Raw genomic sequence first — 12,232 nt, 5'->3', positions numbered from 1 at the left:
GGCAATCTTTTGGCTCAAATCCCTAACTCCCGCCGCTGGGACTGCAAGTCCTGACGGCGCAGGCGAGCTTGCTTTAGCAGCTCCCTACCGTCATGCAGATATGAATCCACGTAGCCCATGGTGTAGCGCTCCAGCTCAGTTAAAGCATCTTTCACCAAGCTGAGGCAGTGATAAAGATCGAGGGCAAATGCTTGTCCTCCTGGTGGACATATCTGGGAGCGGTAGATCAATTCGACCTTGTCTAGGCGGGCCTGGCCCTGCTCAAGAAAGGCGCAGAATGACTCCATCAAGGTGTCGTCGTAGGGGTCGGCGGAAAGGGCCTTGAGCTGGGCTGGAAATGGGTTGATCACCTGAGCTAACAGCCGATCAATCGGCCCATACACCTGCTGCAACCACTGCTGCAAAACGGCATCAGTGGCGGCGCTGCGCGTCGACTGGGCCCTTGCCCGCTTCACGGAAAAGCTGGCGCCAGCAGGATCTAAAGAGCTGGGCGCTGTGAGGTCGTGGCGGCGGCGGCGATCGGCGTCACGCAATACCTCCCAGGCAGCGTTTAGAGCCAGGATTGTGCGGTCATCACCGCCGGCATCCGGGTGGTGCTGCTTCACCAGAGCCCGGTAAGCGGCCTTGATTTCAGCGCCGCTGGCAGTGGGTGAAACACCCAGCACGCGATAGGGATCGGCAGTGGGTTCAGCAGCAGCCAGGGCTCAGCCTCCGCAGGCAAAGGAATTTGCTGATGATTTTAGGAACTCAGGCCGCGCTGCCAGCCAATATCGCTTGTTGCTGCCCAACAAAAAACCCCGGCGTGAGCCGGGGTTGATCGAGGGGTGTGTTGAGAAGTGGAGGAGAAAGGACCGGAAATGTGTGAGGAACCGGCCCTGTTTTGTTCTAAGGATCAGAACTTGAAGGTGGTCTTAACCAAGGCGCCGTAGGTGTCGTCAGCACCGTTGTTGCCAACCCAGAAGAAGGCAGGCGTCACACTGATGTTGTCGGTGACCTGGAACTTGTACCAGAGTTCGTAGGCGAGAGTGTCTTCACCATCCTCGAGCCAGAGGCCACCAGTACAGATAGTATCTGCACATTCGCCCTTGCCAGCTGAACCGGCACTGCCGAGGGCCATGCCAAGAGCATTGCCCTTCATGCCTACATCAGCCCACTGGAGGCCAACCATCCAGCTCCAAGTGTCGGAATCAGCACTAGCGAAGGGATCGCCTTGGGCCGAGAAGCCGAAGCCAGTACTGATCGAAGGGAACCAGGCCGCGGTAATCGGGCTCCAGTAGGCACTGAGGCCGATGCTGTTGAAGGTATCACCGTTGAAACCAGCAAATGTGCCGAAATCAGCGTAGGTGTATGCAAGGGCAGCACCCCAGTTTTCGGCCGCATAGCCAGCCTGCACGGTGGCAGTCAGGTTTTCGCCAACACCAATTGAGGAGCTCTCAGACGCTGCTTCGCCGGAGACATAGTTGGCACTGATGCTGAATCCATCCTTCTCATACCAGAGACCGACACCAGCGCCCAGGTTGAGCAGGTAGGTGCCGCGGGCACCGCCGTAGGTGAACAGGTCGAGGACCGAATCAGACGGGTAGGCGCTGGGCCACATGGCCAGCATGTCATCCTGGCGGACCTTGGCGCCGAAGGTGGCGGTCAGGTTTTCACCAATCGGGAACTGATAGAAGAGGCGGTTGATGCCGACGGTATCAACTCCAGGCGCACCAGTTTGATCTTCCTGGAAAGCCACTTCCATGGCGGTGTTGCCATTACCAAACACCGAGTTGGCAAAGTTACCGGAGCGCAGGGTGGTACGCAGCAGGTCCTTACCGGTGAAGCTGGTGTCGAGGTTCAGGCGAACGTCATAGTTCATCGTGACGTTTTCACCGAAGCCGGTGTTGGATGCACCGCCGAGCACCATGGTGGCGATACCTTTCAGCTTGGTGGTTGTGGAGAACTGGTTAGCTTCCAGTTCGCCCACTTTGGCCTCGAGGCCATCCACACGACCCTTGAGGATGGCGAGTTCCTTCTCGAACTCGGCCATCAGCCTCTTGAGCTCGTCGGTCAAGTCGGTGACGCGGTCGAGACAGGCGTTGAGCAGGGCAGCAGCTTCAAAGCGGGTCATCGCCTTGCCACCCTTGTAGGTGCCATCGGGATAACCAGCCACGCAGCCGTAGCGCTCGATCAGGTTGGAGAGGGCTTGGTAGGCCCAGTCGGTGGGCTTGACGTCGGAAAACTGGGAAATGCTGGTGACTTGCTCCTCGGAGGCGTACTTGTTGACGCCATCCAGGTTGAACTCAGCTGCGGTAGCGGCCACGGGGGCCAGCAGACCAAGAGCTGCAGGAGCAACCAGCAGTTGCTGGAAGAGTTTCATGGGTGTTCCTCACACGAGATTGGCGCGATGCGCCTTTCCCATACTCACCCGGTATCACGCCTGCCGCACCACCGGATGTGCCAGTGCACACAATGACACCTGCTTCCAAAAACGATGCCCCCGGCGGACACAGGGCTCGCCGGGGGCTCTCGCCGGGCCGCAATCAGCCGCGAAACCAGCTAGATGGCGTTCTCCGCGATCAGCAGACCCTGGTTTAAGTAACTGGAACTCACGGGCACCTCCTCCTGGGGGGATTGGAGCCAGCCGGCGATGCCTTCGGCTCCCGCCGGAACGGGATGCCACATCACTGCTGACGGATCGAATTGATCCTAGGGGGGAAAGGCCCAAAGCTGAGAGCCCCTTTCATACGCTCGAGAGCACACAAATTCCAGTCAAGACGAATGGATGGGTCCGACCACTCCCCAACCAGCAGACCTGAGCATCTGGCCAGACGGCGCTGGACCTCGCCGGCCCGCAGCCAGCGGAGACGCCTACGCCGCTGGATCCATGGAGAACTGGAGAAACTGGTGTGCCATTTCTCGATCCACGGAGATCAACCTGTGTTTGCCACTGAACAATTCAGCTGGATTAGCGAAGTGGAGGCCAGCTGGCACAACGTGCGCCGCGAACTGGATGCGGTGATGGCATACCGGGAGGGGATGCCGAATTTCCAGGACATCCTGCGGGAAGTGGGCGGCATCCAGAAGGATGACCATTGGAAAACATTCTTCCTAAAAGGTGTGGGAATGAACTGCAGCGAAAATGCCAGGCGCTGCCCAGAGACCATGCGCGTTCTGGCAGTGATTCCAGGTTGCACTACTGCTTTCTTCTCAATCCTTTCACCCCGAAAGAAGATCCCCCCCCACCGGGGTGCGTGGGCAGGGGTGCTCCGCATGCACCTTGGCCTGATAGTGCCAGAACCTCGGAAGCGATGCCGCATCCGCATTGCTGATCAGGTTCACACGTGGCAAGAGGGACGGTGCCTGGTTTTTGATGACACCTACAACCACCAGGTTTGGAATAACACAGATGGGTACAGGGTTGTACTTTTCGTGGACTTCGAGCGGCCGCTGCGCTGGCCGCTTCACAGCCTGAATCGATGGGTGCTGAATTTAGCTGCGCTAGCCCCCATCCTGCGAGAGGCCAATGCAAAGCAGAAAGCTGCTGAACGCAGCTTCTGGCAGAAATTTGCAGCCAAGACAATTAAGCCATAAAAAAAGCGCCCCATTCGGGGCGCCAGAAGCTGAGTTAACAGTATTGAAGCTGATCTCTTAAAGAGCGTTGCCGCGGGGCAGAACCTCTTCAGGGAAGACGAAGTTTTCATGCGGCTGGTCAGCCGGTGCCATCCAGGCACGCAGACCTTCATTCAGCAAGATGTTCTTGGTGTAGAAGGTTTCAAATTCAGGGTCCTCAGCGGCGCGGATCTCCTGGGACACGAAGTCATAGGCGCGCAGGTTGAGGGCCAGGCCGATGATGCCGATGCTGCTGGTCCAAAGACCCATCACCGGCACAAACAGCATGAAGAAGTGCAGCCAGCGCTTGTTGGAGAAGGCGATCCCGAAGATCTGGCTCCAGAAGCGGTTGGCGGTGACCATTGAGTAGGTCTCCTCTTCCTGGGTGGGCTCGAACGCCTTGAAGGTGTTCGATTGGTCGCTGTCCTCGAACAGGGTGTTTTCCACCGTGGCGCCGTGGATGGCGCACAGCAGAGCACCGCCGAGGATGCCGGCCACTCCCATCATGTGGAAGGGGTTGAGCGTCCAGTTGTGGAAGCCCTGCAGGAAGAGCAGGAAGCGGAAAATTGCAGCCACACCAAAGGAGGGAGCAAAGAACCAGCTGCTCTGACCGAGGGGGTACATCAGGAAAACACTGACGAACACCGCAATCGGGCCTGAGAAGGCGATGGCGTTGTAAGGACGGATGCCCACCAAGCGGGCAATCTCGAACTGACGCAGCATGAAGCCGATCAGAGCAAAGGCGCCGTGCAGGGCCACGAAGGGCCAGAGGCCACCGAGCTGACACCAGCGCACAAAGTCGCCCTGGGCTTCTGGGCCCCAGAGCAACAGCAAGCTGTGGCCCATGGCGTCAGCAGGGGTGCTGACGGCGGCGGTGAGGAAGTTGCAGCCCTCCAGGTAGGAGCTGGCAATTCCGTGGGTGTACCAGGAAGTGACAAAGGTGGTGCCAGTGAGCCAGCCACCCAGGGCCAAATAGGCCGTGGGGAACAGGAGCAGACCAGACCACCCCACAAATACGAAGCGGTCGCGCTTGAGCCAGTCATCGAGGATGTCGAACCATCCCCGCTGCGGCGCGCGGCCTAAGGCGATCGTCATGAGAGCGGCTTCATGAAGCGTTACACGGGAATACTACGGGTCGTAACCGCCAGGTGCGCAGGCCCACGGCAACGCTGAGCAGATTTACCTAGGGGTCGCCAGTTGCGTTTTGCCCAAGTCGCGTCTTGCACCATGGGGGACGGGATTCGCCACAGTGGGGCCAGCCCAACCCCCATCCATGTACGTAGTCGAGCTCTCCCTCAAGCTCAGCCCCATGCCTGTCGCTGTTCAGCGCAAGGAGCTGAACGATGCCCAGGCCCTCTACAACCAGGTGCGGCAGGTCCTCGAAGGCGATGGCCCCCGTCTGCTGGAACTCACCTGCGAGAAGGAGGAGGACAAGCGCATCACCTTGCTTTGCAGTGAAGTGGTGGCAGTGCAGCTGTACGAGAAATCAGCCACAGGTAGCGGCGGCAAGCGCCCCGGTTTCAGCTTCGACAGCTGAGCTGCCACGGCATCGCGCTGGAGCCAACCGGTCATGACCCCTCCTCTCACCGTTGAGCGCCTGAGCTTCGCCTGGCCCAACGGCCGCCCAGCCCTGCGCCACTGCACCCTGCAGATCCCGAGGCCAGGGCTATGGATGCTGGTGGGCACCAATGGCAGCGGCAAGAGCACCTTGCTGCGATTGATCGCCGGCCTACTGGAGCCCCGCAGCGGCCGCATCCACGCTGCCGGCAAGGCCGCACTCGTTTTTCAAAACCCAGACCATCAGCTGCTGCTGCCCAGCTGCGCCAGCGACCTGCAACTAGGCTTACCAGCAGAATTAGGCGGTGATGCGCGGCGCTCGAGAGTCGCCCAATCCCTTGTCCAAGTGGGTTTAGGCGGTTTTGAAGAGCGGCCAATCCACACCCTCAGCGGCGGCCAGAAGCAGCGCTTGGCCATAGCCGGCGCCCTGGCGAGCGACGCTGATCTAGTGCTGCTTGATGAACCAACAGCGCTGCTAGACCCCGACAGCCAAAGAGGTGTTTTGCAGTTGCTCTGGCAGCTAACCCACCGGCCCGCAGCCCCACTCACTGCCCTTTGGATCACCCATAGGCTTGAGGAGCTGCAGCACTGCGATGGCGCCGCCTTGATGGAGCACGGCTCCGTGGGGAGCTGGCAGAACGGACAGCAGCTAGCCCAGCGCCTGGCCCCCTTGCAGGGCGGCAGGGCCGAAGGGTAAGGTCTTCGAACCGGTTTGATCCGGCTTATTCCTCGGTAGCTCAGCGGTAGAGCGATCGACTGTTAATCGATTGGTCGCAGGTTCGAATCCCGCCCGGGGAGCTTATTCACAAAACCGCAGCCCTCGGGTTGCGGTTTTTTAATGGCCTTGCCACAACAAAAACCAGGAAGAAATCCTGAGGATTCTGGCCGGAGATAAAAGCTTCAGGGCTTGCCGCCATTGGCCTGAGTCAGGCGAAAGAGTGCGATCCGGCTCGATCAGCCCAAAAAAATCGTTTCAGCAAGCCTTAAATCAGCGCCGGAGCTCGCCCTTTCGGGCAAAAACGGAGAAAATGCGATGAAGTTCGCTGCGGCAGTAGCGATTGCTCCACCACCTCATTCCATGAAGCCTTGCATCCTGCTGATCGAAGACGACAGCGACATGCGCGAGCTGGTGGCAGGCCACCTGGAGCATGGCGGCTTCGACGTACAGCGAGCCGAAGACGGCATCAAGGGCCAGGCCCTTGCCCTGCAATACAGCCCTGACCTGATCCTGCTGGATCTGATGCTGCCCAAGGTGGATGGCCTCACCCTCTGCCAGCGCCTACGGCGCGATGAGCGGACAGCCAAGATCCCGATCCTGATGCTCACGGCCCTCGGCAGCATCAAAGACAAGGTGAGCGGTTTCAATTCCGGCGCCGACGACTATCTCCCCAAGCCCTTCGATCTCGAGGAGTTGATGGTGCGGGTTAAGGCGCTGCTGCGCCGCAGCGACCATGCCCCCCTCTCCACCAAGCACAACGAAATCCTCAGCTACGGCTGCATCACCCTGGTGCCGGAGCGCTTTGAAGCCATCTGGTTTGACGAGCCGGTGCGCCTCACCCACCTGGAATTCGAACTGCTGCACTGCCTGCTGCAGCGCCACGGCCAAACCGTGGCCCCTTCCCTGATCCTCAAGGAGGTGTGGGGCTACGAACCTGACGACGACATCGAGACCATCAGGGTGCACGTGCGCCACCTACGCACCAAGCTCGAGCCCGATCCCCGCAAACCCCGCTTCATCAAAACGGTGTACGGCGCCGGCTACTGCCTGGAGCTACCCAGCGAACGCCAAGCCCAGGCCAGCTGATCAGATCCCAGCCAACTCGAGTAGAGCCACTTCCCAGGCCAGCCGCGGCTGCACGTAGGCGCGCAGCTGGCTGCGCAGGCGCTCCAGGCGCTGGAGCTGGGCCACCGGGGCCTGCCGCCGCCATAACGCCAGCTGCCACCAGCCAAGCAGCCATAGCTGTTGTTCAGCATCGAGGGCCTCGGCCAGATCCCTTGCCAGGGCCAGGGCCTGCAGGGGCTCTGCAGCTGCTGCCAAATCCAGCAACCTCGCCGCCAGCCCCTCAGGCAGGTCTGCCCAGGCCTGGCGGCAACGCAGCAGGGCCCCCGGCGAACCTGCAGCCAGCTCCAGCAGTTCAGGGGGATCGGCCGTTGGGGCGGGCTCACCGCAGCGCTCCAGCACCACCGCCAGCTGCTCGGAGCTGAGCCGGGTGAAGGGGATCTGCTGGCAACGGGAGCGAATCGTGGTGAGCAGCTGCTCTGGCGTCGCCGCGATCAGGATCAGCAGGCCCTCGCCAGGCTCTTCCAGGGTTTTGAGCAAGGCATTGGCTGCACCCTCGGCCATCGCCTCGGCATGCTCCAGCACCACCACACAGCCCCTGGCTTCCACGGCCCGGCGGGATAAAAAGCGCGAAACGTCGCGAATCTGCTCAAGCCGCAGCTGGGGTGCAGCCCGCCGCGCCAAGCCCAGCTCCTCGGCCTTGGAAGCCGGCACCAACTGGCCTTTGTCCTGATAGGTGGGCTCGACCCAGAGCAGATCCGGGTGGTTTCCCTCCTGCAGACGCCGGCGGATACCGGCATCGCCCTGAAGCCCTGCCAGCACACCCTCCAAAAAGCGCAAGGCCGCCAACCGCCTCCCGACGCCATCTGGGCCGGCAAACAGATAGGCCGGCGCCAGCCGCCCCTTAACCAAGGAGGCCTCAAGCAGGGCTACGGCCCTGGTCTGACCAAGCAGGTCTTCAAACAGGGCCGTCATGGGGGCGAACCAGCCGCAAGCTCGGTCAGCAAGCCGCAGCAGGCTGCCGCCACCTGCTGCGGTGCCCCGGTGGCATCAACCCGCCGCCAGCCCTGCGCAGCCCCCAATTCCGCAAAACCATCGATAACCCGCTGCAGAAAAGCCTCGCCGCTGGCCTCGATGCGGTCGGCAGTGCGCTCACCGCGGCGGCGCAGGGATTCGGCCAGGGGCAACTCCAGCCACAGGGTGAGATCGGGGGCCAGACCTCCTGTAGCGAGCTCCTCCAGCTGGGCGATACGGGCCAGGTCGAGGCCGCGGCCATAGCCCTGATAGGCCGCCGTAGAGCCGCTATAGCGATCGCTCAGCACCCAATGGCCGGCTGCCAGAGCCGGCCGAATGCACTGCTCCACATGCTGGGCCCGGTCGGCGGCATAGAGCAGCAGCTCGGCCATTGGCTCCGGCGCCGCCTCACCCGGGGGGTGCAGCAGCAGCTGGCGCAGGGCGGCCCCCAGGGCAGTGCCGCCCGGCTCCCTGGTCACCAGCAGCTCGGCGCCGGTTGCCAGCAAGCCACTGGTGGGCAACCAGCGGCGCAGAGCCTCGATCTGGGTGCTCTTGCCGCAGCCATCGATGCCCTCAAGCACCACAAACCTGCCCCGGGGAGCCACCGCCGGCGCTGACACCTGGAAATCAGCTCCCATCATCCCTGCCATCCTGCAGCAACAGGGCATTTGCTACCACCGTGATCGAGCTCAGGGCCATCAGCAGGGCAGCCAGCGGCGGGGTGAGCAATACCCCAAAGCCCGGCAGCAACACACCGGCCGCCAACGGCAGCACAATCAGGTTGTAACCAAAGGCCCAAGCAAGGTTTTGGCGCACCTTGGCCATGGTGCGGCGGGCCAGCAGCAGGGCCCGCACAATGCCGTCGAGCTGCTCGCCCATCACCACCAAATCGGCGCTGTCCTGGGCGATCTGGGTGCCCGTGCCGACGGCGATGCCAAGGTCTGCCGCAGCCAGGGCCGGGGCGTCGTTGATGCCATCACCCACCATCGCCAGAGCGCCGTAGGCCGGATGCTGCAGGATGCGCTCCAGCTTCTGCTCGGGCCGCAGTTCCCAGGCCAGCTCCGCCGGCTTCAGACCCAGCCTGCTGCCCAGCTGCTGCACCGGTTCACGCCGATCGCCACTGAGCAGGCCAAGCTCCAGATCCATGCCCCGCAACGCTGCCAGCACCGCCGCCGCGTCCGGGCGGGGCTGATCATTGATTGCTATTAATCCCAGCAGGCCCAGCTGGTCGTCGGCCACAGCCAGCACGCTGGCCCCTTGACACTCGAGCAGAGCCTGGCGGGCCAGCAATGCGGCTGAGGGCGCCGGTTCCACCCAGGCCAGCCGTCCAACCCGCAACCGCCTGCCCTCAACCAAGCCCACCACGCCTTCACCGGCCGTGGTGTGGGAATCACCCAGCTCAAACAGCTCCAGATCACGGCTTTGGGCTTCCTGCAGCAAGGCCTGGCCCAGGGGATGGCGACTGCCCGCTTCAAGGCTGGCGGCCAGTTGCACCAGCCGATCGGCATCAAGATCAGCCAAGGGCTCCACCGCCGCCACCAAGGCACGGCCCAGGGTGAGAGTGCCGGTTTTATCGAACAGCACGGCCTGGAGCCGGGCCGCGGTTTCAATCGCATCACCACCGCGAAACAGCAAACCCTCGCGGGCAGCCCTGCCCGTGCCCACCGTGATGGCGGTTGGGGTAGCTAGGCCAAGGGCGCAGGGGCAGGCCACGACCAACACCGCAATTGCTAATTGCAGGGCCAGGGCAAATGGGGTTTCGGCGCTGGTGCCAAGCACCCCATGGCCAGCGTGACCTGCCGCATGGGGGGAGTTGAGCACCTGGGGCCAGATCTGGGTGCCTACCAACCACCAAAAAAGCAGCGTCGCCACCGCTAAAGCCAGCACCACCAGGGTGAAGCGCCCGGCGATCCGGTCAACGAGGGCCTGAATTGGCGCCTTACGCGCCTGGGCCCGCTCCACCAGATGGATGATCCGGGCAATGGCGCTATCGGCCCCACGGCGACTCACCTCCAGCACCAGGGGCGCTTCCAAATTGAGACTGCCGGCGGCGAGCTCGCTGCCGGCAGCGGCCTGCAGGGGCAGCGGTTCGCCGGTAAGACCTGAAACATCCACCGCCGAGCAGCCCTCCAGCACCACGCCATCAACTGGCACCCGGTCTCCAGGCAGCAACCGAACGCGGTCACCGGGGCGCAGGCCGCCAACCCGCACCGGACGCGGCGGTCCATCGCCAAGCAGCAGCAGGGCGGTGTCAGGTTGGAGCTCAGCGAGCTGCTCGAGAGCACGGCCGGTGCGAAAGCGGGCCCGTTCCTCCAAAAAGCGGCCCAGCAGCACAAAGCCGAGCAGCATCACCGGCTCATTGAAAAAGCAAGGCCAGCCGGTGTGGGGCCAAAGGAAGGCCACCAAGCTGGCCCCGTAGGCGCTGAACACCCCCAGTCCCACCAAGGTGTCCATGCTGGGCAAGCCGGCCAGGGCTCCCTGGATTCCCCGCACCAAAATCGGCCGCCCGGGCCCTGCCAAGGCTGCAGTGGCCACCAAGGCGTGAATCCAGAGGGCACCTAGCCCTACCCCTGGCAGATGGCCGAGCACGGACACCAGCAGCAGCACCAGGGCCACCACCAGCTGGCGCCACTGCTGCCACCAGCTGCGCGCACGCAAACGCTCCCGGCGACTCGACAACTCGACTTCACTGGAGCGCAGCCGCGCCTGGAAACCCAGCTCTGCCAAGGCCTCAAGCAGGTTGGCTTGATCCGCTTCCGCAGAGGCGAGATCGACCCAGGCAGTGCGGGTCAAGAGGTTGACGCTGGCCTGGCGCACCCCGGGCTGATCCAGCAGGCGCTGCTCCACGGCCCGCACGCAGCCGCCGCACTTCATCCCCTCGATCTCCAGCAGGAGGGGCTCCAGCAGAGGCGGCTCCTGGAGCGAGTGCAAGGCCAAGCAGGTAAAGGAATCGGCCCAGGCTAGGGACATCCGCCAGGATGGGTCCACGAAATCCGCAGCCCCAGCCCGTGCCCCGCAGTCAGCGCAACGACAACTTCATCGATAAGAGCTTCACGGTGATGGCCGACTTGATCCTCAAGGTGCTGCCCACCAACCGACGCGCCAAGGAGGCATTTGCTTATTACCGCGACGGCATGAGCGCCCAGGCCGACGGCGAATACGCAGAAGCCCTTGAGAATTACGAGGAGGCGCTAACCCTCGAGGACGACCCCAACGACAAGGCTTTCATCCTCTACAACATGGCGTTGGTGTTTGCCTCAAATGGTGACCACGCCAAAGCGCTTGACTTCTACGGCCAGGCCCTAGATCTCAACAGCAAGATGCCGCAGGCCCTCAACAACATTGCGGTGATTCACCACCACCTGGGCTCAATCGCCGAGGAAAGCGGCGATGCCGATGAAGCTGATCGCTGTTTCGATCAGGCCGCCGACTTCTGGGGCAAGGCGATCCGCCTGGCACCAAACAACTACATCGAAGCCCAGAACTGGCTCAAAACCAGCGGCCGCGGCAGCGTCGACGTGTATTTCTGAACCAGATCAAATATCGACAGGATTGAGCCAGCGCAATTTTTTAAAGCGGGCAAAGCCACGGTCAAAGGAAACCCAGGTGGCATTTAGCTCCTGAGCCGCCGCCGCCAAGTAAACATCGGTCATATCTGCCGAGCTTGGCTGATATTCCAACACCATCTGACGAAACAGGCTCCAATGGCGGGGCCCGGGGTCGAGAACGGACACTGCAGTCGAGGCGGTGAGACTGTCGATGAAGGCCACAGCGGCAGCTGGATCAATGGGCTCGCTGAAGACGCGGCGATCGGTGGCAACCCTAAAAAAACCACTGACCACAACAGAAAAGAGGCCAAGCCCCTCTGGAGATGCTCGGTGGGCAAGCAGCCAGGAGCGGGCCAGCTGGTGTCGTGGTGAAGCGGCCACGCAGGCCTGCACCAGCACGTTGACGTCGACGCAGTACATCAAATCAGCGCAACCGATTCAAAGTCAGCTCTTCATCGAGCAGCTCCTGCAGTTTTGAGAGGTCGTCGAGGTCGACTCCCGAGCGCAGAAAGCCACCTCCCTGGACAGGCATAGGGGGCAGCTCTACCTGCTTCAACAGACGGGCTCGATCGAGATAAAACTGCAAGGCCGCCTCAAACACCAAGCCAACCGTGCTGCCTTCACGGGCGGCCTGCACCTTCGCCTGCTCGTAAAGCGAGTCGTTGATGGTGAGCGTGGTACGCATCAACTCAACTTAGTACCGATAATCATCATAGTGCAGATAGCTTGCATCAAGATGCTC

General features: G+C 62.2%; 14 protein-coding genes and 1 tRNA gene. 6 read left to right on the top strand and 9 right to left on the bottom strand.

Features of this window, described 5'->3' with window-relative positions:
• Positions 1-14 precede the first annotated feature (14 nt).
• From U9970_RS00220 to U9970_RS00210, 3 genes are all read right to left on the bottom strand, one after another.
• Entirely contained in the window at positions 15-665 is a 651-nt protein-coding gene (locus U9970_RS00220) for a J domain-containing protein (RefSeq protein ID WP_322764790.1), read from the bottom strand.
• A gap of 227 nt (positions 666-892) precedes the next feature.
• Positions 893-2,359 carry an iron uptake porin gene (locus U9970_RS00215; protein WP_322764789.1) on the bottom strand — a complete coding sequence of 489 codons (1,467 nt, stop codon included), beginning with the start codon at positions 2,357-2,359 and terminating at the stop codon, positions 893-895.
• Positions 2,360-2,538: 179 nt separating this feature from the next.
• On the bottom strand, positions 2,539-2,664 hold the full coding sequence (locus U9970_RS00210) for a hypothetical protein (RefSeq protein ID WP_322764788.1): 126 nt from the start codon (positions 2,662-2,664) through the stop codon (positions 2,539-2,541).
• Positions 2,665-2,886: 222 nt separating this feature from the next.
• On the opposite strand from U9970_RS00210, the gene U9970_RS00205 reads away from it, so the two are divergent.
• On the top strand, positions 2,887-3,573 hold the full coding sequence (locus tag U9970_RS00205) for an aspartyl/asparaginyl beta-hydroxylase domain-containing protein (protein ID WP_322764787.1): 687 nt from the start codon (positions 2,887-2,889) through the stop codon (positions 3,571-3,573).
• Between the two features lie 57 nt (positions 3,574-3,630).
• Here U9970_RS00205 and psbD read toward each other — a convergent pair whose 3' ends face one another.
• A complete protein-coding gene (psbD, locus tag U9970_RS00200; protein WP_254960822.1) occupies positions 3,631-4,686 on the bottom strand; it encodes a photosystem II D2 protein (photosystem q(a) protein) in 1,056 nt (351 codons plus the stop codon).
• A 178-nt stretch (positions 4,687-4,864) separates the two neighbouring features.
• On the opposite strand from psbD, the gene U9970_RS00195 reads away from it, so the two are divergent.
• The 4 genes from U9970_RS00195 (at position 4,865) to U9970_RS00180 (ending at position 6,952) form a co-directional block, all read left to right on the top strand.
• Positions 4,865-5,128, top strand: a complete 264-nt coding sequence (locus tag U9970_RS00195; protein ID WP_322764786.1) for a hypothetical protein — start codon at positions 4,865-4,867, stop codon at positions 5,126-5,128.
• A gap of 33 nt (positions 5,129-5,161) precedes the next feature.
• Positions 5,162-5,845, top strand: coding sequence for an ABC transporter ATP-binding protein (locus U9970_RS00190; protein ID WP_322764785.1), 684 nt, complete (start codon positions 5,162-5,164; stop codon positions 5,843-5,845).
• A 29-nt stretch (positions 5,846-5,874) separates the two neighbouring features.
• A tRNA-Asn gene (locus U9970_RS00185) sits at positions 5,875-5,946 on the top strand.
• A gap of 280 nt (positions 5,947-6,226) precedes the next feature.
• Positions 6,227-6,952, top strand: coding sequence for a response regulator transcription factor (locus U9970_RS00180; protein WP_254935582.1), 726 nt, complete (start codon positions 6,227-6,229; stop codon positions 6,950-6,952).
• Here U9970_RS00180 and U9970_RS00175 read toward each other — a convergent pair whose 3' ends face one another.
• The 3 genes from U9970_RS00175 to U9970_RS00165 are packed head-to-tail and all read right to left on the bottom strand — an operon-like array spanning position 6,953 to position 10,816.
• Positions 6,953-7,903 (bottom strand): DNA polymerase III subunit delta', encoded by a 951-nt coding sequence (locus U9970_RS00175; RefSeq protein ID WP_322764784.1) that lies wholly within the window; start codon positions 7,901-7,903, stop codon positions 6,953-6,955. It lies immediately after the preceding gene.
• The gene (gene tmk / locus U9970_RS00170; RefSeq protein ID WP_322764783.1) at positions 7,900-8,580 is read right to left on the bottom strand and encodes a dTMP kinase; all 681 of its coding nucleotides are present in this window, start codon (positions 8,578-8,580) and stop codon (positions 7,900-7,902) included. The genes U9970_RS00175 and tmk overlap by 4 nt, the downstream gene beginning before the upstream one ends.
• Positions 8,570-10,816, bottom strand: coding sequence for a heavy metal translocating P-type ATPase (locus tag U9970_RS00165; RefSeq protein WP_322766156.1), 2,247 nt, complete (start codon positions 10,814-10,816; stop codon positions 8,570-8,572). The genes tmk and U9970_RS00165 overlap by 11 nt, the downstream gene beginning before the upstream one ends.
• A gap of 134 nt (positions 10,817-10,950) precedes the next feature.
• Between U9970_RS00165 and U9970_RS00160 the strand changes: the two genes are divergently transcribed.
• Positions 10,951-11,472, top strand: coding sequence for a photosystem I assembly protein Ycf3 (locus U9970_RS00160; RefSeq protein ID WP_322764782.1), 522 nt, complete (start codon positions 10,951-10,953; stop codon positions 11,470-11,472).
• Positions 11,473-11,478: 6 nt separating this feature from the next.
• On the opposite strand, the gene U9970_RS00155 is transcribed toward U9970_RS00160, so the two are convergent.
• Both U9970_RS00155 and U9970_RS00150 read right to left on the bottom strand, forming a co-directional pair.
• Positions 11,479-11,910 (bottom strand): TA system VapC family ribonuclease toxin, encoded by a 432-nt coding sequence (locus U9970_RS00155; protein ID WP_322764781.1) that lies wholly within the window; start codon positions 11,908-11,910, stop codon positions 11,479-11,481.
• Between the two features lie 4 nt (positions 11,911-11,914).
• On the bottom strand, positions 11,915-12,175 hold the full coding sequence (locus tag U9970_RS00150) for a hypothetical protein (RefSeq protein ID WP_322764780.1): 261 nt from the start codon (positions 12,173-12,175) through the stop codon (positions 11,915-11,917).
• Positions 12,176-12,232: the final 57 nt, after the last annotated feature.

Origin of the sequence: Cyanobium usitatum str. Tous, assembly GCF_963920485.1 — a bacterium.
In the GTDB taxonomy this organism is placed as follows: Bacteria; Cyanobacteriota; Cyanobacteriia; order PCC-6307; family Cyanobiaceae; genus Cyanobium_A; species Cyanobium_A usitatum_A.
This window is presented reverse-complemented; position numbering and strand designations above follow the sequence as displayed.

Coding starts and splice junctions, on each gene's coding strand:
- U9970_RS00190 (WP_322764785.1), top strand. CDS start 5,162: ATGACCCCTCCTCTCACCGTTGAGCGCCTGAGCTTCGCCTGGCCCAAC.
- U9970_RS00215 (WP_322764789.1), bottom strand. CDS start 2,359: ATGAAACTCTTCCAGCAACTGCTGGTTGCTCCTGCAGCTCTTGGTCTG.
- U9970_RS00175 (WP_322764784.1), bottom strand. CDS start 7,903: ATGACGGCCCTGTTTGAAGACCTGCTTGGTCAGACCAGGGCCGTAGCC.
- U9970_RS00150 (WP_322764780.1), bottom strand. CDS start 12,175: ATGCGTACCACGCTCACCATCAACGACTCGCTTTACGAGCAGGCGAAG.
- psbD (WP_254960822.1), bottom strand. CDS start 4,686: ATGACGATCGCCTTAGGCCGCGCGCCGCAGCGGGGATGGTTCGACATC.
- U9970_RS00180 (WP_254935582.1), top strand. CDS start 6,227: ATGAAGCCTTGCATCCTGCTGATCGAAGACGACAGCGACATGCGCGAG.
- tmk (WP_322764783.1), bottom strand. CDS start 8,580: ATGGGAGCTGATTTCCAGGTGTCAGCGCCGGCGGTGGCTCCCCGGGGC.
- U9970_RS00195 (WP_322764786.1), top strand. CDS start 4,865: ATGTACGTAGTCGAGCTCTCCCTCAAGCTCAGCCCCATGCCTGTCGCT.
- U9970_RS00165 (WP_322766156.1), bottom strand. CDS start 10,816: ATGAAGTGCGGCGGCTGCGTGCGGGCCGTGGAGCAGCGCCTGCTGGAT.
- U9970_RS00210 (WP_322764788.1), bottom strand. CDS start 2,664: ATGTGGCATCCCGTTCCGGCGGGAGCCGAAGGCATCGCCGGCTGGCTC.
- U9970_RS00155 (WP_322764781.1), bottom strand. CDS start 11,910: ATGTACTGCGTCGACGTCAACGTGCTGGTGCAGGCCTGCGTGGCCGCT.